The sequence below is a fragment of the Pseudonocardia lutea genome (assembly GCF_042658055.1).
Taxonomy (GTDB): Bacteria; Actinomycetota; Actinomycetes; order Mycobacteriales; family Pseudonocardiaceae; genus Pseudonocardia; species Pseudonocardia lutea.
The window spans coordinates 24,190-47,703 of the sequence record NZ_JBHSQK010000040.1; the positions used below are offsets into that span (position 1 = coordinate 24,190).

Here is a 23,514-nt window from a genome sequence, read left to right on the forward strand (position 1 = left end):
CGGGTTCCTCCTGTAATCGAGACGGTTCGGCGGGCAGCCGCCGGGAAGTAGGGATCGCATGCGTCCGTGGCCGGGCAACCCGTACCCGCTGGGTGCGAGCTACGACGGGGCCGGGACGAACTTCGCCGTGTTCTCCGAGGCGGCCGAGAAGGTCGAGCTGTGCCTGTTCACCGGGCGCGGCAAGGAGACCAGGGTCCCCCTCACCGAGGTCGACGGCTTCGTGTGGCACGCCTACCTGCCGACGGTCGAGCCCGGGCAGCGGTACGGCTACCGGATGCACGGGGCCTACGACCCCGCGCAGGGCCTGCGGTGCAACCCGAACAAGCTGCTCATCGACCCGTACGCCAAGGCGCTCGACGGGCCGGTGCGCTGGGACGAGGCCGTCTTCGGCTACAACTTCGGCGACCCGCTCTCGCGCAACGACCGGGACTCGGCACCCTTCGTGCCCAAGTCCGTGGTGGTCAACCCCTACTTCGACTGGGGCTCGGACCGCCCGCCGAAGATCCCGTACCACGAGACGGTCATCTACGAGGCGCACGTCCGCGGCCTCACCATCGCGCACCCGGACATCCCGGAGGAGCTGCGCGGCACCTACGCCGGCCTGGCGCACCCGGTGATGATCGAGCACCTGCAGCGGCTCGGGGTCACGGCCGTGGAGCTCATGCCGGTGCACGAGTTCCTCAACGACCACCACCTGCAGGAGAAGGGCCTCTCCAACTACTGGGGCTACAACACCCTGGCCTTCCTCGCCCCGCACCACGCCTACACCATGCGCAACAGCCGGCCCGGCAGCCAGGTGCACGAGTTCAAGGCGATGGTCCGCGACCTGCACGAGGCGGGCATCGAGGTCATCCTCGACGTCGTCTACAACCACACCGCCGAGGGCTCCGACATGGGCCCGACGCTGTCCCTGCGCGGCATCGACAACCACGCCTACTACCGGCTGGTCGAGGACGACCCGCGCTACTACATGGACTACACGGGCACCGGCAACTCGCTGAACGTCCGCAACCCGCACACCCTGCAGCTGATCATGGACTCGCTGCGGTACTGGGTCACCGAGATGCACGTGGACGGCTTCCGCTTCGACCTCGCCTCCACCCTCGCCCGCGAGTTCTACGACGTCGACCGGCTCTCGGTGTTCTTCGACCTCGTCCAGCAGGACCCGGTGATCTCCCAGGTCAAGCTGATCGCCGAGCCGTGGGACGTCGGGCCCGGCGGCTACCAGGTCGGCAACTTCCCGCCGCTGTGGAGCGAGTGGAACGGCAAGTACCGCGACACCGTCCGGGACTTCTGGCGGGGCGAGCCGGGCACCCTCGGCGAGTTCGCCTCCCGGCTCACCGGCAGCTCGGACCTCTACCAGGAGGACGGCCGCCGGCCCTACGCGTCGATCAACTTCGTCACCGCGCACGACGGGTTCACCCTGGCCGACCTCGTCTCCTACAACGACAAGCACAACGAGGCCAACGGCGAGGGCGGCAACGACGGCGAGAGCCACAACCGCTCCTGGAACTGCGGCGTCGAGGGCCCCACGGACGACGCCGCGGTGCTCGAGCTGCGCGCCCGCCAGCAGCGCAACTTCCTCACCACCCTGATGCTCAGCCAGGGCGTGCCGATGCTGCTGCACGGCGACGAGCTCGGCCGCACCCAGGGCGGCAACAACAACGTCTACTGCCAGGACAACGACATCGCCTGGGTGGACTGGTCACTGGCCGGCAAGAACGCCGGCCTGGTCGGGTTCACCGCCGGCGTCGCGGCCCTGCGGCACGCACACCCGGTGTTCCGCCGCCGGCGGTTCTTCCAGGGCAGGCCGATCGCCCCGCGCCGCCGGGACTCGCTGGCCGACATCGCCTGGTTCACCCCGGACGGCACCGAGATGACCGAGGGCGACTGGGACTCGGGCTTCGGCAAGTGCGTGATCGCGTTCCTCAACGGCGAGGGCATCGCGGACCTCGACCAGCGCGGCGAGCGGGTCACCGACGACTCGTTCCTGCTGGCGTTCAACGCGCACTGGGAGGACCTCGAGGTCACCCTGCCCACCGCCGAGTACGGCCGGGAGTGGGCGATCGTCGTCGACACCGCGGCCGGCGAGGTGGTCAGCCTGTCGACGGCCCCGGGCGTCGTCGCGGCCGAACCCCCGATGACCCGGGCCGGGGCCACGCACGTGGTGCCCGCCCGGTCCCTCCTCGTCCTCCAGCGGACAGTCTGAGAGCGGACATCGACATGACGCGCCCCATCCCCTCCTCCACCTACCGGCTGCAGTTCTCGAAGGACCAGACCTTCGCCGACGCGCAGGGCCTCGTCGAGTACCTCGACCGGCTCGGCGTCGGGGCGCTCTACGCCTCGCCGCTGCTCGAGTCCGGGGCCGGCTCCAATCACGGGTACGACGTCGTCGACCCGACCCGCATCTCCGCCGAGCGCGGCGGGCCCGAGGGGCTGCACGCCCTGCTGGCCCGGCTGCGCGAGGCCGACCTGACGATGCTGCTCGACGTGGTGCCCAACCACGTCGGCGTCGAGGTCGCCAAGGCCAACCCCTGGTGGTGGGACGTGCTGAGGCACGGCCGGGGGTCGCGCTTCGCCGGGCACTTCGACATCGACTGGTCCGCCGGGCCGCTGCTGCTGCCGATCCTCGACGCCGACGAGCCGAAGGCGCTCTCCGAGCTGTCGGTGCAGGACGGCGAGCTGCGCTACTACGAGCACGCGTTCCCGCTGGCGCCCGGCACCGAGCACGGGTCGGCCGCCGAGGTCCACGAGCGGCAGCACTACCGGCTGGTGTCCTGGAAGCGCGGCGCGGCGGAGCTGACCTACCGGCGGTTCTTCGACGTCTCCACGCTGGCCGCGGTCCGCGTCGAGCTGCCCGAGGTCTTCGCCGACACCCACCGCGAGATCCTGCGCTGGCTGGACGAGGAGCCCGGCATCATCGGGCTGCGCGTCGACCACCCGGACGGGCTGTCGGACCCGGGCGGCTACGCGCGGCGGCTGCGCGAGGCGATCGGACCGGACCGCTGGCTGCTGGTGGAGAAGATCCTGCACCTCGGCGAGGAGCTGCCGGTCTCCTGGCCGGTCGACGGGACCTCCGGGTACGAGGCGCTCGCCGACGTCCAGGGCGTGTTCGTGGACCCGTCGGGGGCCGGGCTGCTCACCCAGTTCGCCGCCGAGCACACCGGCGTGAAGGCCTCGTCGCACGCCGTCGAGCACCAGGGCCGCCGCGAGGTGGCCGACACGATCCTGGCCGCCGAGGTGCGCCGGATCGCGGCGCTCGTGCCGGTCCCGGAGGCCGCGCCGTCGACCGAGGAGGAGCCGGGCGAGGCCGCCGACCGGGTGCGGGACGCGGTCGCGGAGTTCCTCTGCGGCTTCCCGGTCTACCGCAGCTACCTGCCGGAGGGCCGGGAGGCGCTCGACACCGCGGTCGCGGTGGCCCGGGCGAACCGGCCGGACCTGGCCCCGATCCTCGAGGCGATCCACGCGGCGATGCTCGCCGACCCGGAGGGCCTGCTCGCCACGCGCGTGCAGCAGACCTCCGGCATGGTGATGGCCAAGGGCGTCGAGGACACGGCGTTCTACCGGTACAACCGGTTCGTCGCGCTCAACGAGGTCGGCGGCGACCCGGGCCGGTTCGGCCTCTCCCCCGCCGCGTTCCACGCCGCGCTCTCCGCCCGCGAGGCCGGCTGGCCGCGCACCATGACCACGCTGTCCACGCACGACACCAAGCGCTCGGAGGACGTCCGGGCGCGGCTGGCCGTGCTCGCCGAGATCCCCGCCGAGTGGGTCGAGAAGGTGCGCCGCTGGGCGGCTCGGCACCCGCTGCCCGAGCGGTCGCTGGAGCTGCTGGCCTGGCAGAGCGTGGTCGGCGCGTGGCCGATCTCGGCGGAGCGGCTGGCCGGCTACCTCGGCAAGGCCTCGAAGGAGGCCAAGCTCGCCACCAGCCACGTCGAGGCCGTCCCCGAGGTCGACGCGGCCGTCGCGGCCTGGCCCGAGCAGGTCCTGGGCGACGACGAGCTGGTCGCCGAGATCACCGCGTTCGTCGAGCGGATCGCCGCGGCCGGCTGGTCGAACTCGCTGGGCCAGAAGCTCCTGCAGCTGGCCGGGCCCGGCGTACCGGACGTCTACCAGGGCACGGAGCTGTTCGAGTACTCGCTGGTGGACCCGGACAACCGGCGCCCGGTCGACTTCGCGGCCCGGCAGCGGCTGCTCGCCCGGCTCGACGAGGGCTGGCTGCCCGAGGTGGACGACTCGGCCACCGAGGGCGCGGCGAAGCTGCTGGTCACGGCGTCGGCGGCGCGGCTGCGGCGCTACCGTCCGGAGCTGTTCCGCGGCTACCGGGCCGTGCCGGCCCAGGGTCACGCGGCCGAGCACGCGGTGGCGTTCACGCGCAGCCGCAAGCTCGTGGCCGTCGCGACCCGGCTGCCGGTCGGGCTCGAGGACGAGGGCGGCTGGGGCGACACCGTGCTCCCGCTCCCGGACGGCGCCGCGGACTGGCACGACATGATCACCGACACGCCGGTCGACGGCAGCGCGCCGCGGCTCGCGACGCTGCTCGCCCGCTATCCCGTCGCCCTGCTCGTCCGTCCGGCCTGACCGGTACCCGGCCGGCCGTCCGGCCTGACCGGTACCCGGCCGGCCCGATCGCGCGGACCGGTCGGGTCCGCCCGGCCGCGTCCCGCTCGTCGGAGCGCATTGCGCATGACGCAGCTCATGTTCCGGAACTCCCTCACCGTCGCTTCACGTTGTCCACCTGAAGTCTCGGCGATCGAAGTAGAGATCGACTCGAGCGGAGGACCGGGACGAGGAGTTCGGTGAGTGAGATCGCAGTACGACTGAAGAACGTCCTGGCGGCGTCGGACGCCTACCGCCAGACGATGGCCCGGATCGTGGGCCTGGGCGTCCCGGAGACCACGATCCTGGTGCACCTGCTGCACGAGGGCCCGCGCACGCCGTCGTCGTTGGCGCGCCGCGTGGGCGTGACCCCGGCCAGCGTCACCGCCCAGCTGGACCGCCTCGAGCTGGCCGGGCACGTCGTCCGCCGCTCCAACCCGCGGGACCGGCGGAGCGTGCTGGTGGACCTGACCGACCGCGGCCGGGACCTGGCCGCGCGATTGTTCGCGCTCTTCGACCGCGACGTGGCCATGGGGATCGCCGCCGCCGATCCGGCCACCACCGCCGAGCTGGGCCGCATTCTCGACCACGTGTCGCGGCGGCTCGAGGAGCGGGCCCGTGACACCCGCGGCATCGCTGCCGACCTGGACGAACCCGGCCTGCGTTGATCCGGGGCCGGGGCACCGGAACTGGTTCGGCAGCCGTACTTCTCGACATAGGTATATTCAGGAGGAAAGTGCGGCTGAACGGCCGATCCCGGCACACCGTGCCGTTCCTACGCTCAACATCGCAACACAGGTCCGGGGTCCGATCCCCCATCCCACCGGAACCTCGTTGCCGGGATCGCCGGCCGACTCCGTGCCCCCCGACCGGCCGGCGGTCCCGCCCCGGGTCCCGCCGCGCGGTGGCGGCGGGAACCGGCACGGTCCCCCGCTGCCCCCTCGTCCCCGCGCCGTCGTTGCGCCGCGTGTCACGTGGCCCGCGCGGGCGCGTCGGCCGCCGATCAGACAGGATTCCCCCGTGGCTGAGTACGCGGTGTGGGCGCCCGAGAAGGACAGGGTTCGGGTCCTGGTGGACGGCGAGACGTACGCGATGCGTCGGGAACCGGGCGGCTGGTGGCGCGCCGACATCGAGGACAACGGTCCGGGGTCCGCGTACGCGTTCCTGCTCGACGACGACTCCACCCCGCTGCCCGATCCCCGCTCGCTCTGGCAGCCCAACGGGGTCCACTCGGCGTCGCGCCGCTACGACCAGAACTCCTTCTGGTGGACCGACCAGGGGTGGACCGGGCGGACCCTGGCCGGCAGCGTGCTCTACGAGTGCCACATCGGCACCTTCACCGACGAGGGCACCTTCGACTCGGCGATCGAGAAGCTGGACCACCTGGTCGCGCTGGGGATCGACATGGTCGAGGTGCTGCCCGTCAACGCCGTCGACGGGCCCCGGAACTGGGGGTACGACGGCGTCGGCTGGTACGCCGTCACCGAGAACTACGGCGGGCCGGACGGCTTCAAGCGGTTCGTCGACGCCGCACACGCCCGCGGGCTCGGCGTGGTCCTCGACGTCGTCTACAACCACCTCGGGCCCTCGGGCGCCTACCTCGACCGGTTCGGGCCCTACTTCGCGGGCAGCAACATCTGGGGCCCGTCGCTGAACCTCGACGGCCCGTGGTCGGACGAGGTGCGCCGGTTCGCCATCGACAACGCGCTGATGTGGCTGCGCGACTTCCACGTCGACGGGCTGCGCATCGACGCCGTGCACGCGCTGCGGGACACCCGGGCCCAACACGTCCTCGAGCAGCTGGCCGTGGAGGTCGCGGCCCTCGAGGCGCACGTCGGCCGGCCGCTGTCGCTCATCGCGGAGTCCGACCTCAACGATCCCAGGATGATCACCGCCCGCGAGGGCGGCGGGCTCGGCATGACCGCGCAGTGGACGGACGACATCCACCACTGCCTGCACAGCGTGCTCACCGGCGAGGGCCAGGGCTACTACTCGGACTTCGCCGAGGCCGACCTCGCGGGCCTGGCGCACGTCCTGACCCGCGGGTTCCTGCACGAGGGCACCTGGTCGAGCTTCCGCAAGCGCACCCACGGCGCGCCGGTCGACACCGCGCGGATCCCGGGCCACCGGTTCGTGACCTACCTGCAGAACCACGACCAGATCGGCAACCGGGCCACCGGGGACCGGCTCACGCAGCTGCTCTCCCCCGGCATCCTGGCCTGCGGCGCGGCGATCCTGTTCACCTCGCCGTTCACCCCGATGCTGTTCATGGGCGAGGAGTGGGGCGCGCGCACGCCGTGGCAGTTCTTCTCCTACTTCCCGGACGAGGGCCTGCGCGAGGCCGTCCGGAAGGGCCGCACCGCCGAGTTCGCCGAGCACGGCTGGGGCGACGTCGAGGTCCCCGACCCGAACGCCGAGAGCACCTTCCTCGACTCGAAGCTCGACTGGACCGAGCACGAGCAGGAGCCGCACGCCACGCTGCTCGCGATGCACAAGGAGCTCATCGCCATCCGCAAGGCGTGGCCGGAGCTCTCGGACCCGTGGCTCGACGAGGTGGCGGTCGACGTCCATCCCGAGGCCCGCACGCTGGTCATCCACCGCGGCCGGCTGCGGGTGCTCGTGAACCTCGGGACCGAGGAGGTCGCGCTCGACCTCGGCGCCACCATCACCCGGATCCTGCTGGCCAGCGAGCCCACCGCCAGCGAGCAGTCGGACATCACGCTGCCCGGCGAGTCGTTCGCGATCGCCGTCCTCGCGGACTGACCCTCGAACGCACTAGGGAACCATAATGCGCTGAAAGCCCTGCTCAGAGCGCATTATGGTTCCCTAGTGCAGGGGCTCAGATCAGGCCGAGGCCCTTGACGGCCTCGCGCTCCTCGACCAGCTCGGCGACCGAGGCGTCGATCTTCTCGCGGGAGAAGTCGTTGATCTCCAGGCCCTGGACGATCTCGTACCTGCCGTTCTTCGTGGTGACCGGGAAGGACGAGATGATGCCCTCGGCCACGCCGTAGGACCCGTCGGAGGGGACGGCCATCGAGGTCCAGTCGCCCTCGGCGGTGCCGTTGACCCAGGTGTACACGTGGTCGATCGCCGCGGAGGCCGCCGACGCCGCGGACGACGCGCCGCGGGCCTCGATGATCGCCGCGCCCCGCTTGGCGACGGTCGGGATGAACTCGTCCCGCAGCCAGGACTCCTCGACCTGCTCGGCGGCGATCTTGCCGCCGACCTCGGCGTGGTAGAGGTCCGGGTACTGCGTGGCGGAGTGGTTGCCCCAGATCGTCATCTTCCTGATCTCGGACACCGGCACACCGAGCTTCAGCGAGAGCTGCGCGAGCGCGCGGTTGTGGTCGAGGCGGGTCATCGCGGTGAACCGCTCGGCCGGGACGTCCGGCGCGGCGCTCTGCGCGATGAGGGCGTTGGTGTTGGCCGGGTTGCCGACGACCAGGACCTTGATGTCGTCCGCCGCGCCCTCGTTGATGGCCTTGCCCTGCGGCGCGAAGATGCCGCCGTTGGCCTCGAGCAGGTCGCCGCGCTCCATGCCCTTCGTGCGCGGGCGGGCGCCGACGAGCAGGGCGACGTTCGTCCCGTCGAAGGCCTTGGCGGCGTCGTCGTAGATGTCGACGCCGGCCAGCAGCGGGAAGGCGCCGTCGCTCAGCTCCATGGCCGTGCCCTCGGCGGCCTTGACGGCCTGCGGGATCTCCAGCAGGTTCAGCTTGACCGGGGTGTCGGACCCCAGGAGCTGCCCGGAGGCGATCCGGAAGAGCAGCGCGTAACCGATCTGGCCAGCGGCTCCGGTGACAGTGACGGTGACAGGAGTGGACACGCCGTGAGGCTAGCCCTCCGTCCGCGGGTGCGCCGCGACGGGGATCACCCGGGTGGCGGGTGTCTCGCGCACCGGCCGGGTGGCCGGCGGGCACGGGACCCGCTGGTCCGGGGACCGGACGACGCGGGATGATCCGGGCGTGACCGCTCCCCTGCCGCTGTCCGCCCGGGCGGTCGCCCCCGACCTGGCCCGGGGCGCGATGCTGCTGCTGATCGCGCTGGCCAACGTGCACCTGTTCCTGCCGGCCGCGCCCGGGGTGCGCGGGTATCCGGACGCGCCCGGCGCGGTGGGCGGCGTCGTGGTGTTCGCGCAGATGCTGCTGGTCGACGGCCGCGCCTACCCGCTGTTCGCGCTGCTCGTGGGCTACGGCGCGGTGCAGCTCGCCCGCCGGCGCGACGACGGGCGGGGCGCCGTGCGGCTGCTCCGCCGGCGGGGCGCGTGGCTGCTCGCGATCGGCGCGGTGCACGGGATCCTGCTGTTCCCCGGCGACATCGTGGGCGCCTACGGGCTGCTGCTGGTCCTGCTGGCCGGGGTCCTGGTGCGTGGGACCGAGGTCACCCTGCGCACCGTCGCCGCCGTCGGGGTGGCCCTCACCGTCCTGATCGGCACCGGCACCGGGCTGCGGACCGGTGGGCTCGTCCTGCCCTCCGTGGCCGCCCCGGCCTTCGGCACGGCGGTGCGCCTGCACGTGGGCGAGTGGCTCGCCGGCACGGTCTCCTCGGCCCTGCTCACCGCGGGGATGCTGGCCGTCGGCGCCCTGGCCGCCCGGCGCCGGCTGCTCGACGAGCCGGACCGGCACCGCCGGCTGCTCACCCGCGCGGCCGCCGGCGGGCTGGCCGTCGCGGTGGTCGCGGGCCTCCCGCTCGCGCTGGCCGCGGCGGGCTGGTGGCGGCCGTCGGTGGCCGTCTCGGCCCTGCTCGGCCTGCTGCACGCGGTGGGCGGGCTCGCCGGCGGCGTCGGCTACGCCGCCCTGTTCGGCCTGCTCGCCACCCGCACCGCCGGCCCCGTGACGGGTGCCCTGGTGGCGACGGGCCGCTGCTCGTTGAGCTTCTACCTCGCCCAGTCCGTGGTGTTCTGCGCCCTGCTGCCGGCCTGGACGCTCGGCCTGGGTGCGCGGCTCGGCGTGCCCGGCGCGGCACTGCTCGCGCTCGGGACCTGGCTGGCGTGCGTGGCGGCCGCGGTGGCGCTGCGGCGGGCCGCCCGGCGCGGGCCCGCCGAGGTGCTGCTCCGCCGGCTCACCTACGGCGCCCGACCTGCGGGTTCCCGGGCCGACCAGGCCGGATAGGGTCGCGGCGTGGCGAAGCAGCAGGAGAGCGGCAGGCCCGCGCCCGCGACGGACATCACCTACGTCCGCGCGCTGTTCGGCGCGCTCGGCTGGGGTGTGGTCGCCTTCGCCCTGCAGGTCGTGTTCGGCGGGGGCGGCGGGTCCACCGGCCTGCTGATCCAGACCGGCTGGATCCTCATCGCCGTGGTCCTCGCCGCCTGGCCCACCTGGTACGCCGCCCGGCAGCGGAACTGGCCGGAGCTGTGGAAGCTGTTCCTCCTGGCGGCGCCGGCCTTCTGGGTGCTGCGGATCGTCACCCTGATCCTGGACCGGATGCTCTTCCACTGATCGGACGGTCCGGCCCACCTGCGAGGATTTCGTCGTTTCCGGACTTTCCGGACGCATCCGGCGCCAGGTCACGATCCCGTTTCACGGCGCTCCCCGTTCGCCCGGTCGTGGCTAGGGTGCGTTGCGCATTTCGATGCGCGTACCGGTAGGCGCCGACTCGCGGGCACCTGGGTCGTGACGGGCCACGGTACCGCGGTGAGGCGACGGGCACGGGAGGTGCGACCGATGGCCGATGCGGTCACCCAGGAGGACTCGAGCGGGACCGCGGACGGGGTCCCGGCCGGCTCGCAGGGGGCGCTCGCGATCGAGTTCCGCCACGTCACCAAGCAGTACCGGGGGCAGGACGCGCCTGCGATCGACGACCTGTCGCTGACCGTGCCGGCCGGGGAGACGTGCTGCCTGGTCGGGCCGTCGGGTGGCGGCAAGACCACGGCGATGAAGCTGGTCAACCGCCTGATCGAACCGACGTCCGGCGACATCCTGATCGGCGGCCGCAGCGTGCTGAGCTACGACGTGACCACGCTGCGCCGCGACATCGGCTACGTCATCCAGCAGGTCGGGCTGTTCCCGCACATGACGATCGGCGCGAACATCGGCACGATCCCGCGGCTGCTGGGCTGGGACAGGCAGCGCATCGCGGAGCGCACCGACCGCCTGCTCGACCTGGTCCGCCTCGACCGCAGCTACGCGAAGCGCTACCCGGCCCAGCTCTCGGGTGGCCAGCAGCAGCGCATCGGCCTGGCCCGCGCGCTGGCCGCGGACCCGCCGGTGATGCTCATGGACGAGCCCTTCGGCGCGCTGGACCCGATCACCCGGGCCGAGATCCAGGACGAGTTCCTGTCGCTGGAGAACGAGATCCGGAAGACCGTCATCTTCGTGACCCACGACATCGACGAGGCCATCAAGATGGGCGACAAGATCGCCGTGCTGCGTCCCGGCGGGAAGCTCGCCCAGTACGGAAGCGCCGACGAGCTGCTGGGCGACCCGGTCGACGACTTCGTCGCGGACTTCGTCGGCGCCGACCGCGGGCTCAAGCGGCTCTCCCTGCGCAGCGTCGGCGAGCTCGCCGACCCCGGCCGCGAGGCGCCGCCCGGTGCACCGTCCGTGTCGGCGGGCACCTCCCTGCGCGTCGGGCTGTCGGTGCTGCTGTCCGCCAACGCCGACGTCCTGGAGGTGACGAAGGAGGGCCGGCCCGCCGGCGCCGTCACCCTGGCGGAGATCCGCGAGGCGGCGGGCTCGTGAACGTCGTGGACGTCGTGGCGCAGGGCCCGGTCATCCCGGACTTCGGCAACGGCTCCGGCTGCCGGGCCAACGAGACCTTCTGCTGGGACTGGTTCGCCGACCACTGGGACCGGTTCGCCACCGAGCTGGTGCAGCACGTCTACGTCAGCGCCATCGCGATCGTGATCGGGCTGGTCGTCGCGCTGCCCGCGGCGCTGCTGGCCTACCGGCTGCCCCGGTTCGAGACGCCCGCCGTCGTGTTCTCGACGGTCCTCTACACGATCCCCGTCCTGGGCTTCTTCCTGCTGATGATCCCGGTGACCGGCATCGGCCTGCTGACCATCGAGATCGCGCTGGTCGGCTACACGCTGCTGCTGCTGTTCCGGAACACCCTCACGGGCCTGCGCTCGGTACCGCCGGAGGTCCGGGCCGCGGCGCTCGGGATGGGCCTCACCCCGGGCCAGATCCTGGTGCGGATCACCTTCCCGCTGGCCCTGCCCGCGGTGATGGCAGGCCTGCGTGTCGTCACCGTCACCACGATCTCGCTGGCCACCCTCGCGGCGTACATCGCGCCCTACGGGCTGGGCCAGTCGATCCTCTTCTACATCGGCAACACGTTCATCTCCGGGCTGATCTCGGCGGGCGTGCTGGCGATCCTGCTCGCCCTCGTGGCCGACGCGCTCATCGTCGGCCTCACCACGCTCGTCACGCCGTGGGCGCGGGCCCGCCGGGGAGGTGCCTAGATGATCCTCGTCGAGGCCTGGCGGTTCCTCGCCGACAACCCGGGCCGGGTGCTGGGCGACGTGGCCGGCCAGCTGGTGCTGTCGTTGGTGGCGGTGGCCATCGCGATCGCGGTCGCGGTGCCGCTCGGCGCAACCATCGGCCACACCCGCCGCTTCGCGTGGCTCGCCGTGAACGGGGCCAACGTGCTGCGCGCCCTGCCCACGCTGGCGATCATCGCCATCGGGATCGGGCTCTACGGCGTGGGCTTCGTCAACATCATGGTCGCGCTGGTGATCCTGGCGCTGCCCCTGATCCTCACGAACACCTACGTCGGGGTCGCCGAGGTCGAACCCGGCACGGTCGAGGCCGCCCGCGGGATGGGCATGACCGGCTGGCAGATCCTCACCCAGGTCGAGCTGCCGCACGCCGTCCCGCTGATCATGGCCGGCATCCGCACCGGGACGGTCTTCGTGATCGCCACGGCCTACCTGGCCGGGACCGCGGGCTACCCGCGCACCCTCGGCTCGGTCATCACCAACCCGACACTGCCCGTCTCCCAGCTGCTGGCCTACACCGTGCTGGCGGTCGCGCTCGCCTTCGCCGTCGACGGACTGCTGCTGATCGTGCAACGCGCGGTCACGCCGGCCGGGATGAAGATCGTCCCCGTGACGACGGCCTGAGTTCCCACCACAGGAAGGATCCTCATGTCCGAGAGCATCATCGGCAGGCGCGGCAGGGCGGCCGCGCTCGCCGCGGGCGTCGCGGCGCTGGCCCTCGTCGTCGCGGCCTGCGGTGGCAGCGGCAGCTCCTCCGGGTCCTCCGGGTCCTCGGCCCCGCCGAGCGCGGGCGCGCAGGCCGCGGGCCAGGACGTCATCACCCCGGTGACGGCGCAGAACGTCAGCTGCCCGTCGGGCACCCCCGGCGAGGGGAAGCCGCCGATCAGGTTCGGCAGCAAGAACTTCTCCGAGCAGTTCGTGCTCGGCGAGCTCTACACCCAGGCGCTGGAGGCGCGCGGCTACGACGTGACCTACCAGTCCAACATCGGCGGTTCCGAGGTCATCGACCGCGCCTTCCAGGCCGGCCAGATCGACGCCTACGCCGAGTACCTGGGTGAGATCGAGAGCAGCATCGCGGGCAAGCCGGTGGGTGCCACGCCCGAGGACACCTACAACACGGTCAAGCAGTTCGAGGCGCAGAACCGCCAGGCCACGATCTTCAAGCAGACGCCGTTCGAGGACACGGACGTCATCATCGTGAAGAAGGACTTCGCGCAGCAGAACGGGCTCGCGGCCGTCCCGGACCTGGCGAAGGTGGGCAACGCCGGCGACGGGATCACCCTCGCCGCCCAGCCGCCGTTCGAGACCCGGCAGAACGGGCTGGTCGGCATGAAGAACGAGTACGGCCTGACCGGCATCAAGTTCACCGGCGTGGACCCGGGCCTGGTCTACCAGGTGCTGGACCAGGGCCAGGCCAACGCGGCCGACGCCTTCTCCACGGACGGCCAGCTGGCCACCGGCAACTACACCACACTCGACGACCCGAAGCACATCTTCGGCTTCCAGTACGTGGCGCCGGTGGTGAAGCAGTCCGTCGCCGACGCGCAGGGCCCGGAGTTCGCCCAGACCCTCGACTGCGTGTCGAGCCTGCTCACCACGAAGGTCATGCAGGCCCTCAACCAGGAGGTCCAGCTCAACGGCGGCGACCCCGCCGAGGTCGCGAAGGCCTTCCTGAGCCAGAACAAGGTCGTCTAGGACGGGCGCGGGAGCTCCGGGTGAGTGCGGGCGGGGCTCCCGCCGTCCTCAGTCCCGGCGCCGGGAGCTGATCACCCCGGTGTCGAAGCCGGCGAGGTGCAGGCCGCCGGCGAAGCGGGCGTGCTCCACCTTCAGGCACCGGTCCATCACGACGGTCGTCCCGGCCGCCTCGGCCTTCGCGGCCAGGTCCTCGTCCCACAGCCCGAACTGCAGCCACCAGGTGCGCACCCCGTCCAGCGCCAGCACCTCGTCCAGGACCCCGGGCAGGTCCTGCGGGCGGCGGAAGGTGTCGACGAGATCGGGCACGCCCGGGCAGGCCGCCAGCGACGGGTACACCGGCCGGCCGAGGATCTCGGTCGCGTTCGGGTTCACGAACCAGACCTCGTAGTCCGTGCTCGACAGCAGGTAGGTCGCCACGAAGTTCGACGCCCGCGCCGGATTGGGCGAGGCCCCCACCATCGCGACCGTGCGGGTGTCGCGCAGGATCCGCTGCCGTTCCAGCGCCGACGGGTTCTGCCAGCTCATGTCACTCCTTCGCCGCGGCGGCCAGGGCCTGGTCGAGGTCCCAGAGGATGTCGTCCGCGTCCTCGAGACCCACGCTGATCCGGATCAGGTCCTCGGGTACCCCGGCCGCCTCGAGCTGCGCGGCGGTCAGCTGCTGGTGCGTGGTGGAGCCCGGGTGCAGGACGAGCGTGCGGGCGTCGCCGACGTTGGCCAGGTGACTGCACAGCCGCACCGCCTCGATGAACCGCGCCCCGGCCGCCCGGCCGCCCTTCACCCCGAAGCTGAACACCGCGCCCGGGCCCTCCGGCAGGTACCGCCGCGCCCGGTCGTGGTGCGGGTGGTCGGGCAGCCCCGCGTACCGCACGTACGCCACCCGCGGGTCCGCGTGCAGCCACTCCGCCACCCGCCGCGCGTTGGCGACGTGCGCCTGCATCCGGAAGGGCAGCGTCTCCACGCCCTGGAGCAGCAGGAACGCCGAGTGCGGGGCCAGCGTCGGCCCGACGTCGCGCAGCTGCTCGGCGCGCAGCTTGGTCAGGAAGCCGAGCTCCTGGAAGTTGCCCCACCAGGTCAGCCCGCCGTAGCTCGGCACGGGCTCGGTCATCGACGGGAACCGGCCGTTGCCCCAGTCGAACCGCCCGGACTCGACGACGACGCCGCCGAGCGTGGTGCCGTGCCCGCCGAGGAACTTCGTCGCGGAGTGGATCACGATGTCGGCACCGTGCTCGATCGGCCGGCACAGGTACGGCGTGGCCAGCGTGGCGTCGACGATCAGCGGGACGCCCGCGGCGTGCGCGACCTCGGCCAGCCCCGCGATGTCCGCCACCTCACCGCCGGGGTTGGAGACGACCTCGGTGAACACGAACTTCGTGGTGTCGGTGATCGCCGCCGCGTAGTCCGCCGGGTCGCCCCCGGGGACGAACGTGGTGTCGACGCCGAACCGGCGCAGCGTGACGTCGAGCTGGGTGATCGTGCCGCCGTAGAGCCCGGAGGCCGCGACCGCGTGGTCGCCCGCCCCGGCCAGGCAGGCGAAGGTCAGGAACTCGGCGGCCTGGCCGCTGGCGGTGGCCACGGCGCCGATGCCGCCGTCCAGGCTGGCGAGCCGCTCCTCCAGCACCGCGACCGTCGGGTTGCCGATCCGGCTGTAGATCAGGCCGTACTTCTGCAGCGCGAACAGGCTGGCCGCGTCCCGGGTGTCCTCGAAGACGAAGCTCGTCGACTGGTAGATCGGGACGGCCCGGGCGCCGACCGCGGAGTCCGGCACCGCCCCGGCGTGCACCGCGCGGGTGTTGAACCCCCAGGCGCGATCCCTCCGCTCCCGGCCGTCCCCGGTGTCGTCGCTCATGCGCCCATCCTGCCTGCCCCGGGCGCGGTCGGCGATCGTGGGAGCGGCGGCGTCGGTGTCCGCGCCGGGCATCAGCCCCCGGAGCCGCGGCGGGGCAGCCGGACCAGGCCCTCCTGCATGGTGCTGGCGACCAGCGTGCCGTCCCGGGTGAAGAAGCGGCCCTGGGCCAGCCCGCGCCCACCCGACGCCGCCGGGCTCCAGCACTCGTAGAGCAGCCACTCGTCCGCCCGGAACGGCTGGTGGAACCACATGGCGTGGTCGAGGCTCGCCATCTGCACGGAGGTGCTGCTCAGGTCGTGACGGCCGACCACCGAGCCGAGCAGGGTGAGGTCCGAGATGTAGGTGAGCAGGCAGACGTGCCGCAGCGGGTCGTCCGGCAGCCGCCCGTCGGCCTTCATCCAGGCGCGCAACGGGTCGTCGGTCGCGACCCGGTCCTCGGTCCACACCGGCTCGTCGACGAACCGGATGTCCAGCGACCGGGGCACGCGCTCGATCCAGGCGGCGCCGGCCCCGGACACCACCCGGTCCCCGATGCTGGGCAGCTCCTCCGGAGTCGGCACCCCGGTGCTCATCGGCACGGAGTGCTCCAGCCCCTCCTGCGCGAGCTGGAACGACGCCGACAGCGCGAAGATCGCCTCGCCGCCCTGGATCGCGAGCACCCGGCGGGTGCTGAACGAGCGGCCGTCCCGGATCCGCTCGGTGCGGAACACGATCGGCCGGCTCGGGTCGCCGCCCCGGATGAAGTAGGCGTGCAACGAGTGCACCTGCCGGTCCGGCTCGACCGTGCGGCCCGCCGCGACCAGCGCCTGGGCCGCCACCTGCCCGCCGAACACCCGCACGGGCGAGGTGGCGGGGCTGACCCCGCGGAACAGGTCCACCTCGAGCGGCTCGAGCTCGAGCAGGCGCATGAGCGCGTCGAGCACGGCCTGGCCGCGCGGCACCCCGTCGACGTCCAGCACGACGCCCGGTGCGGGAGGTTCGGTCACGGACGGATCCTCCCAGGAGCGGCTACGCGTGGTCCTCCTCGCCCAGGCGGTGCACCCGGATGAGGTTCGTCGAGCCGACGGTGGAGGGCGGCGACCCCGCGACGATCACCACGAGGTCGCCCGGCTGGAACCGGCCGATCGAGAGCATGGCGTGGTCGACCTGGCGGACCATTGCGTCCGTCGAGTCCACCGCCTCGACCAGGAACGTCTCCACGCCCCAGGTCATCGCGAGCTGGCTGCGCACCTCGGGGGCCGGGGTGAAGGCCAGCAGCGGGAGCCGGGTGTGCAGCCGGGCGAGCCGGCGCACGGTGTCGCCGGACTGGGAGAAGGCGACCAGCGCGCGGGCGGAGAGCCGCTCGCCGATGTCCCGGGCGGCGTAGGAGAGCACGCCCCGCTTGGTCCGCGGCACGTGGTTGAGCGGTGGCACGGTGGCCGGGCCCGCCTCGACGGCCTCGATGATCGTGCTCATCGTGCGCACCGTCTTGATCGGGTAGCGGCCCACGCCGGTCTCGCCGGAGAGCATGAGCGCGTCGGCGCCGTCGAGCACCGCGTTGGCCACGTCCGAGGCCTCCGCACGGGTCGGCCGCGAGTTGGTGATCATCGAGTCCAGCATCTGGGTGGCCACGATGACCGGCTTGGCGTTCTCCCGGGCGATCTGGATCGCGCGCTTCTGCACCAGCGGCACGTTCTCCAGCGGCAGCTCGACGCCGAGGTCGCCGCGGGCGACCATCACGCCGTCGAACGCGAGCACGATGGCCTCGAGGTTGTCGACGGCCTCCGGCTTCTCCAGCTTGGCGACGACCGGGAGCTTGACCCCGACCTTCTCCATGACCCGGTGCACGCCGTCGATGTCCGCCGGGCTGCGCACGAAGCTCAGCGCGATCACGTCGACGGAGAGCTTGAGGGCGAACTCGAGGTCCGCGAGGTCCTTCTCGGACAGCGCCGGCACCGAGACGTTCATCCCGGGCAGCGAGATGCCCTTGTTGTTGCTCACCGGGCCGCCCTCGGTGACCCGGCAGACCACGTCGTCGCCCTCGACCTCGACCACGCGCAGGCCGACCTTGCCGTCGTCGACCAGCAGCCGGTCCCCGGCCCGGGCGTCCTGCGCCAGGCCCTTGTAGGTCGTGGAGACCCGGTCGTGGCTGCCGGCGCAGTCCGCGACCGTGATCCGCACCTCCTCGCCGGTCTGCCACTCCGTCGGCCCGTCGGCGAACGTGCCGAGCCGGATCTTCGGCCCCTGCAGGTCCGCCAGGATGCCCACGGCGCGGCCCTCGGCGTCGGCCGCCTCGCGCACCATCCGGTACACGCGCTCGTGGTCCTCGCGCGAGCCGTGGCTGAAGTTGAGCCGCGCGACGTCCATGCCGGCCGCGACCAGCTCCCGGATACGGTCGGGCGTGGCGGTGGCCGGACCGATGGTGCAGACGATCTTGGTGCGACGGGTCACGGTGTTCAGCCTAGCGCGGTCTCTGTAACGATCACGTTGGAGGAAGTCGAACAGTGGGACGGCTGAGTTTCGGCCTCGCGGTGCTGGTCAGCCTGGTGGTGCTGTTCCTGCCCGCGTCCGGTGTGCCGAGTGCCCCGCCGGGGGTCGACAAACTCGTCCATCTGGGTGTGTTCGCCCTGCTGTGCCTCACCGGCCGGTGGGCGGGCGTGCCGCCGCTCCCCCTGGTCCTCGCGCTGGCCGGGTACGCGGGGCTCTCGGAGGTCCTGCAGGGACTCCTGCCGATCGGGCGCAGCGCCGAGGTGCTCGACGCGGTCGTGGACTGCGTGGGCGTGTCGCTGGGCGTCGCCGTGCACGCGCTGCTGGCGCGGGCGCCGCGAGCGCGGCGATAGCCACCCGCCGGAGCGCGTCATGGAACCATGACGCGGTTTCGGACACCACGTGGCGGCGCTGGGGAACCATGACGCGGTTCCTCAGGCCGTTCCCCCGCGTCGTGGAACCACGACGCTGCTACCGGCGGGGCTGCTCGCTGGGGCCGACGTGGTCGGCGAGCCACTCCGCCAGCGGCCGCGCGGCCCGCCAGGTGCGGCGGACGCGGTCGAGGCAGCTGCGCTCGTGCAGCACGTCGTCCGGCGGCCAGCGGCGCGCCACCATGATCCCCTTGTGTCGCAGCAGGTCGAGCCGCGGATGGTCCGGGTCGGTGCCCTTCGGCCGGGTGCGCAGCTGTTCCCCGCCGACAGTCAGCCCGGCCTTCTCCGTGGCCGTGAGGATCCGGCGCAGCGCCTCGCCGCGGCGCTCGTCGTCCACCGCGGTGCGGTAGCGCGCGACCTGGTCGGGTGCCATGCCGTAGTACCCGGCCGCGGCGAGCAGCCCGTCCGGACCGACCTGGACGTAGAAGGGCGGGGCGAAGCCGCCGCAGTGGGTCTTGTACGGCGACTTGTCCTTGGCGAACCGCACGTCGCGGTACGGGCGGAAGATCTTGCCCGGCCCGAACTCCTCCTCCAGCTCGGCGAGCAGCGCGGTCATCGGCGCGCGGACGTGCGTCTCGTAGACCTCGCGCTGGTCGGTCCAGTACGCCTTGCTGTTGTCGGCCAGCAGGCCGTCGTAGAACTCGACGGCGCCGTCGCCGAAGCCCTCGAACCGCGTCGCCAGGGTGGTCACGGCGTCCGGCCGCCCGCCTGCCGGGACCCCTCCCCGACCTCGGGACCGTCGGCGTCGGCGGAGCGGTCGACCGCGGCCTCGGCACGGTCCCCGGCGACGGGGTCACCGGGGACGCCGTCCGGGTGCGCCACCTCGGGCGGCAGCACCTCGCGCGGCTTGCGGACCAGCGCCACGTACAGCACGGCCAGCAGGAACACCAGCGCGGAGACCACGACGTTGATCCGGATGTCGCCGAACACCCGGGTGGCCGGGTCGGTGCGCATGAGCTCGATGAAGAACCGGCCCAGCGTGTAGCCGGCGACGTAGAGCGCGAAGACGCGGCCGTGGCCGAGCCGGAAGCGCCGGTCCGCCCACACGATCACGACGGCGACGAGCAGGTTCCAGATCAGCTCGTACAGGAACGTGGGCTGCACGATCGCGATCGGGTTGGCGGTGTCGACGGCCACGCCGCCCAGCGGGTCCGACGCCCCGGTGGCCGGGTTCACCCGCTCGTAGATCTCCAGGCCCCACGGCAGCGTCGTCGGGGCGCCGTAGAGCTCCTGGTTGAAGTAGTTGCCGAGCCGGCCGATCGCCTGCGCGACCACGATGCCGGGCGCCACGGCGTCGGCGAAGAAGGGCAGTGGGATCCCGCGCCGCCGGCACCCGATCCAGGCCCCGACCGCGCCGAGCGCGATCGCGCCCCAGATCCCGAGCCCGCCCTCCCAGATCTTGAGCGCGTTGACCGGGTCGCCGCCGGGACCGAAGTAGGTCCGCCAGTCGGTCGCGACGTGGTAGAGCCGCCCGCCGACCAGGCCGAAAGGCACCGCCCACACGGCGACGTCGACGACCGTGCCGGCCGGGCCACCGCGGGCCACGAACCGCTTCTCGCCCCACCAGATCGCGACGACGATCCCGGCGATGATGCAGAGCGCGTAGGCGCGGATCGGGATCGGCCCGAGGTACCAGACGCCGCGGTCCGGGCTGGGGAGGTAGGCCAGCACGGTGCTGCTCGCGAGGGCGCTCACGCCGCCACCGTAGCGCGGGCGGGCCGACGCCCGGCCGCCCCACCTCCCGGCCGTGCCCCGTCCGGGTCAGGCCGGTTGCGGCAGGCCCGCCCGGGCGACGCCGGCGGCGAGCTCCCGGGCGAGGTCGCGGACCGCGTCGGGCCCGCCCTGCTCGGCGGCGCTGACGAACGCCGAGCCGACGATCACGCCGTCGGCGAAGCCCGCGATCTCGGCGGCCTGGTCGCCGTTGCGCACCCCGAGCCCGACGCCGATCGGCAGCGAGGTGTGCGGGCGGGTCCGGGCGACGATCTCGCCCGCGGCCGAGTGCACCGAGTCCCGCGCGCCCGTGACGCCCATGATCGAGGTGGCGTAGACGAAGCCGCTCGAGGCGGCCGCGGTCGAGGCGATCCGCTCGTCCGTGGACGAGGGCGAGACCAGGAAGATCCGGGACAGCCCGTACTCGGCCGACGCGGCGAACCACTCGTCGGCCTCGTCCGGGATCAGGTCCGGGGTGATCACGCCGAGACCGCCGGCGGCCGCGAGGTCCGCGGCGAAGCGGTCGACACCGTAGCGCAGCACGGGGTTGAAGTAGGTCATCACCACGCAGTTGCCGCCGGCGGCGGTGACCCGCTCGACCGTGCCGAACACGTCCCGCAGGCGGAAGCCGTTGCGCAGGGCGGTGTCCGCGGCGGCCTGGATGGTCGGCCCGTCCATCACCGGGTCCGAGTACGGCACGCCGACCTCGAGCAGGTCGCAGCCGCCCTCGCTCATCGCGGTGAGCAGCTCCACCGCGCCGTCGACCGTCGGGTAGCCGGCGGGCAGGTAGCCCACCAGGGCGCCGCGGCCCTCGGCCCGGCACCGGGCGAACACGTCGGCGACGCTCCGCCCCTGGCTCGCCTGCTCGCTCACGCCTGGATCCCCTCGGTCTCGCTGCCCGGGTCGGCGAACGACCCGGACCGCTCCTGCGTGGCGCCCTCGGCGATGGCGGTGCCGTCGGCCGACTCGGCGCTCTCGTCCTGCCCGATCATCCCGAACCACTTCGCGGCGGTGTCGACGTCCTTGTCGCCGCGCCCCGACAGGTTGACCAGGATGACCGCGTCCGGCCCCAGCTCCTTGCCGAGCCGCAGCGCGCCGGCCACGGCGTGCGCGGACTCGATGGCGGGGATGATGCCCTCGGTGCGGCAGAGCAGCGCGAACGCCTCCATCGCCTCCGCGTCCGTCACCGGCTGGTACTCGGCGCGGCCGAGGTCCTTGAGCAGCGCGTGCTCCGGCCCGACACCCGGGTAGTCCAGGCCCGCCGAGATCGAGTACGACTCCGCGGTCTGCCCGTCCTCGTCCTGCAGCAGGTACGAGAAGGCACCGTGCAGCGCCCCCGGCGAGCCCTCGGACAGGGTCGCCCCGTGCCGGCCGGTCTCCACGCCGTCGCCACCGGGCTCGAACCCGACGAGCCGGACGCCCGGGTCGTCGAGGAAGGCGTGGAAGATGCCGATCGCGTTCGACCCGCCGCCCACGCAGGCGGCGACCGCGGTGGGCAGCCTGCCGGTGCGCTCGCGCACCTGGGCGCGCGCCTCCAGCCCGATGACCCGGTGGAAGTCCCGCACCATCTGCGGGAACGGGTGCGGGCCGGCGACCGTGCCGAGCAGGTAGTGGGTGCTGTCGACGTTCGTGACCCAGTCCCGCAGCGCCTCGTTGATCGCGTCCTTCAGCGTGCGCGAACCGGTCTTCACCGGGATCACGGTCGCGCCGAGCAGCCGCATCCGCGCGACGTTGAGCGCCTGCCGGCGGGTGTCGACCTCGCCCATGTAGACCACGCACTCGAGGTCGAGCAGCGCGCACGCGGTGGCCGTGGCGACGCCGTGCTGGCCCGCCCCGGTCTCCGCGATGACCCGCTCCTTGCCCATCCGCTTGGTGAGCAGCGCCTGGCCGAGGACGTTGTTGATCTTGTGGGACCCGGTGTGGTTCAGGTCCTCGCGCTTGAGCAGGATCCGCGCCCCGCCGGCGTGCCGGGACAGCTTGGGCACGTCCGTGAGCGGGGACGGCCGCCCGGTGTAGTCACGGTGCAGCCGGTCCAGCTCGGCGAGGAACTCCGGGTCGTGCCGGGCCTTCTCGTAGGCCGTCTCCAGCTCGTCGAGCGCGGCGACCAGCGCCTCCGGCACCCATCGACCGCCGAAGCGGCCGAAGTGGCCGCGCTCGTCGGGCTCGTGGCCCGACGGGGTCTCGATGCCCTGACTGGCCGTGACCTGGCTGCTCGCCCGGACGCTGGTGGAGGAACTCACCGCACCATTCTGCTGCACGACGGGTGGAAGCCCGCAGCCACCAGGGCCCGCACCGCCGCGCCCGGATCCCCGCTGGTCACGAGGCCCTCGCCGACCAGCACCGCGTCGGCACCCCAGCCCGCGTAGGTGAGCAGGTCGCCCGGGCCGCGCACCCCGGACTCGGCCACGCGCAGCACGTCGTTGGGCAGGCCGGGAGCCAGCCGCCCGAACACGCCGAGGTCGACGTCGAGGGTCTTGAGGTCCCGCGCGTTGACGCCGATGACCTTCGCCCCGGCCTCGAGGGCGCGGTCGGCCTCCTCCTCGGTGTGCACCTCGACCAGCGCGGTCATCCCGAGGGACTCCACCCGGTCGAGCAGCGACACCAGCACCGGCTGCTCCAGCGCCGCCACGATCAGCAGCACCAGGTCGGCGCCGTACGCCCGCGCCTCGTGCACCTGGTAGGGCGTGACGACGAAGTCCTTGCGCAGCACGCAGACGTCCACGGCGGCGCGCACGGCGGCCAGGTCGTCGAGGCTGCCGCCGAAGCGGCGCTGCTCGGTGAGCACGCTGATCACGCGCGCGCCGTTCTCGGCGTAGGACTTCGCCAGGACGGCCGGGTCCGGGATCGTCGCCAGCGCGCCCTTGGACGGGCTGCGCCGCTTGACCTCGGCGATCACCCCGACCCCGGGCTCGTGCAACGCGGCCAGCACGTCCTTCGGCGGCGCCGCCGCGGCGGCCCGCCGTTTGATCTCCGCGAAGTCCACCGCGGCCTCCCGGGCCGCGAGGTCCTCCCGGACACCCTCCACGATGGAGTCCAGCACGCTGGGCCGGACTCCCGCACTCACGTCACCGTGCTCGCCCACGGGGCGCACTCCCCTTCCGGGTTCGGGCCTACCAGGCGTTATCCGCATGTTATTCCGTGCCGTCCGGGCGGCCGGGGCGGGGGCCGCCGTCCGGCCCACGCTCCCGCGCGAACGCACCCTCCGTGGTCGGGTCGACACCGGAGTCGAGCTCGTCCCAGGCCGCCCGCTCGGGATCCGCCGGCCGGCGGGGCGCGCCGGGGGCGTCGTACCGCGCGCTCATCCGCGGCAGCCGCCGGTCCGCCGCGAGGAGCAC

At 72.9% G+C, this 23,514-nt stretch carries 22 protein-coding genes; 11 read left to right on the forward strand and 11 right to left on the reverse strand.

Going from position 1 to position 23,514, the window contains the following annotated elements:
• Window positions 1–58 precede the first annotated feature (58 nt).
• From glgX to treZ, 4 genes are all read left to right on the forward strand, one after another.
• Window positions 59–2,209, forward strand: coding sequence for a glycogen debranching protein GlgX (gene glgX / locus ACFQH9_RS16455; RefSeq protein WP_379567006.1), 2,151 nt, complete (start codon window positions 59–61; stop codon window positions 2,207–2,209).
• 14 nt (window positions 2,210–2,223) lie between these two features.
• On the forward strand, window positions 2,224–4,578 hold the full coding sequence (gene treY, locus ACFQH9_RS16460) for a malto-oligosyltrehalose synthase (RefSeq protein WP_379567007.1): 2,355 nt from the start codon (window positions 2,224–2,226) through the stop codon (window positions 4,576–4,578).
• A 218-nt stretch (window positions 4,579–4,796) separates the two neighbouring features.
• The gene (locus ACFQH9_RS16465; RefSeq protein WP_379567008.1) at window positions 4,797–5,264 is read left to right on the forward strand and encodes a MarR family winged helix-turn-helix transcriptional regulator; all 468 of its coding nucleotides are present in this window, start codon (window positions 4,797–4,799) and stop codon (window positions 5,262–5,264) included.
• A 352-nt stretch (window positions 5,265–5,616) separates the two neighbouring features.
• A complete protein-coding gene (gene treZ / locus ACFQH9_RS16470; RefSeq protein WP_379567009.1) occupies window positions 5,617–7,359 on the forward strand; it encodes a malto-oligosyltrehalose trehalohydrolase in 1,743 nt (580 codons plus the stop codon).
• 76 nt (window positions 7,360–7,435) lie between these two features.
• Here treZ and ACFQH9_RS16475 read toward each other — a convergent pair whose 3' ends face one another.
• Window positions 7,436–8,419: a malate dehydrogenase gene (locus tag ACFQH9_RS16475; protein WP_379567010.1), complete on the reverse strand. Its 984-nt coding sequence runs from the start codon at window positions 8,417–8,419 to the stop codon at window positions 7,436–7,438.
• Between the two features lie 139 nt (window positions 8,420–8,558).
• Between ACFQH9_RS16475 and ACFQH9_RS16480 the strand changes: the two genes are divergently transcribed.
• The 6 genes from ACFQH9_RS16480 (at window position 8,559) to ACFQH9_RS16505 (ending at window position 13,726) form a co-directional block, all read left to right on the forward strand.
• A complete protein-coding gene (locus tag ACFQH9_RS16480) occupies window positions 8,559–9,704 on the forward strand; it encodes a DUF418 domain-containing protein (protein WP_379567011.1) in 1,146 nt (381 codons plus the stop codon).
• A 9-nt stretch (window positions 9,705–9,713) separates the two neighbouring features.
• A complete protein-coding gene (locus ACFQH9_RS16485; RefSeq protein ID WP_379567012.1) occupies window positions 9,714–10,031 on the forward strand; it encodes a hypothetical protein in 318 nt (105 codons plus the stop codon).
• Between the two features lie 225 nt (window positions 10,032–10,256).
• Entirely contained in the window at window positions 10,257–11,273 is a 1,017-nt protein-coding gene (locus ACFQH9_RS16490) for an ABC transporter ATP-binding protein (RefSeq protein WP_379567013.1), read from the forward strand.
• The gene (locus ACFQH9_RS16495) at window positions 11,270–11,995 is read left to right on the forward strand and encodes an ABC transporter permease (RefSeq protein ID WP_379567014.1); all 726 of its coding nucleotides are present in this window, start codon (window positions 11,270–11,272) and stop codon (window positions 11,993–11,995) included. Before ACFQH9_RS16490 ends, ACFQH9_RS16495 begins: the two co-directional genes overlap by 4 nt.
• The gene (locus ACFQH9_RS16500; RefSeq protein WP_379567015.1) at window positions 11,996–12,655 is read left to right on the forward strand and encodes an ABC transporter permease; all 660 of its coding nucleotides are present in this window, start codon (window positions 11,996–11,998) and stop codon (window positions 12,653–12,655) included.
• Window positions 12,656–12,679: 24 nt separating this feature from the next.
• Window positions 12,680–13,726 (forward strand): ABC transporter substrate-binding protein, encoded by a 1,047-nt coding sequence (locus ACFQH9_RS16505; protein ID WP_379567016.1) that lies wholly within the window; start codon window positions 12,680–12,682, stop codon window positions 13,724–13,726.
• 48 nt (window positions 13,727–13,774) lie between these two features.
• On the opposite strand, the gene ACFQH9_RS16510 is transcribed toward ACFQH9_RS16505, so the two are convergent.
• The 4 genes from ACFQH9_RS16510 to pyk form a co-directional block, all read right to left on the reverse strand.
• Window positions 13,775–14,251, reverse strand: coding sequence for a CoA-binding protein (locus ACFQH9_RS16510; protein ID WP_379567017.1), 477 nt, complete (start codon window positions 14,249–14,251; stop codon window positions 13,775–13,777).
• Window position 14,252: 1 nt separating this feature from the next.
• Window positions 14,253–15,572, reverse strand: a complete 1,320-nt coding sequence (locus ACFQH9_RS16515; protein ID WP_379567018.1) for an O-acetylhomoserine aminocarboxypropyltransferase/cysteine synthase family protein — start codon at window positions 15,570–15,572, stop codon at window positions 14,253–14,255.
• Window positions 15,573–15,643: 71 nt separating this feature from the next.
• A complete protein-coding gene (locus tag ACFQH9_RS16520; RefSeq protein ID WP_379567019.1) occupies window positions 15,644–16,558 on the reverse strand; it encodes an acyl-CoA thioesterase in 915 nt (304 codons plus the stop codon).
• 22 nt (window positions 16,559–16,580) lie between these two features.
• Window positions 16,581–18,002 (reverse strand): pyruvate kinase, encoded by a 1,422-nt coding sequence (gene pyk / locus ACFQH9_RS16525; protein WP_379567020.1) that lies wholly within the window; start codon window positions 18,000–18,002, stop codon window positions 16,581–16,583.
• Window positions 18,003–18,055: 53 nt separating this feature from the next.
• Here pyk and ACFQH9_RS16530 point away from each other — a divergent pair, with 53 nt between their 5' ends.
• Complete coding sequence (locus ACFQH9_RS16530; protein WP_379567021.1) at window positions 18,056–18,391, forward strand: VanZ family protein; 336 nt, start codon at window positions 18,056–18,058, stop codon at window positions 18,389–18,391.
• Window positions 18,392–18,509: 118 nt separating this feature from the next.
• On the opposite strand, the gene ACFQH9_RS16535 is transcribed toward ACFQH9_RS16530, so the two are convergent.
• The 6 genes from ACFQH9_RS16535 to ACFQH9_RS16560 form a co-directional block, all read right to left on the reverse strand.
• Window positions 18,510–19,160: a DUF2461 domain-containing protein gene (locus ACFQH9_RS16535; RefSeq protein WP_379567022.1), complete on the reverse strand. Its 651-nt coding sequence runs from the start codon at window positions 19,158–19,160 to the stop codon at window positions 18,510–18,512.
• Window positions 19,157–20,164 carry a prolipoprotein diacylglyceryl transferase gene (gene lgt / locus ACFQH9_RS16540; protein WP_379567023.1) on the reverse strand — a complete coding sequence of 336 codons (1,008 nt, stop codon included), beginning with the start codon at window positions 20,162–20,164 and terminating at the stop codon, window positions 19,157–19,159. The genes ACFQH9_RS16535 and lgt overlap by 4 nt, the downstream gene beginning before the upstream one ends.
• 66 nt (window positions 20,165–20,230) lie before the next feature.
• Window positions 20,231–21,052, reverse strand: a complete 822-nt coding sequence (gene trpA, locus ACFQH9_RS16545) for a tryptophan synthase subunit alpha (protein ID WP_379567024.1) — start codon at window positions 21,050–21,052, stop codon at window positions 20,231–20,233.
• A complete protein-coding gene (gene trpB / locus ACFQH9_RS16550) occupies window positions 21,049–22,365 on the reverse strand; it encodes a tryptophan synthase subunit beta (protein WP_379567069.1) in 1,317 nt (438 codons plus the stop codon). Before trpB ends, trpA begins: the two co-directional genes overlap by 4 nt.
• A 50-nt stretch (window positions 22,366–22,415) precedes the next feature.
• Window positions 22,416–23,243, reverse strand: coding sequence for an indole-3-glycerol phosphate synthase TrpC (gene trpC, locus ACFQH9_RS16555; protein ID WP_379567025.1), 828 nt, complete (start codon window positions 23,241–23,243; stop codon window positions 22,416–22,418).
• A 67-nt stretch (window positions 23,244–23,310) separates the two neighbouring features.
• Window positions 23,311–23,514: Trp biosynthesis-associated membrane protein (locus tag ACFQH9_RS16560; protein WP_379567026.1), on the reverse strand; the 204-nt coding region annotated here is incomplete at its 5' end.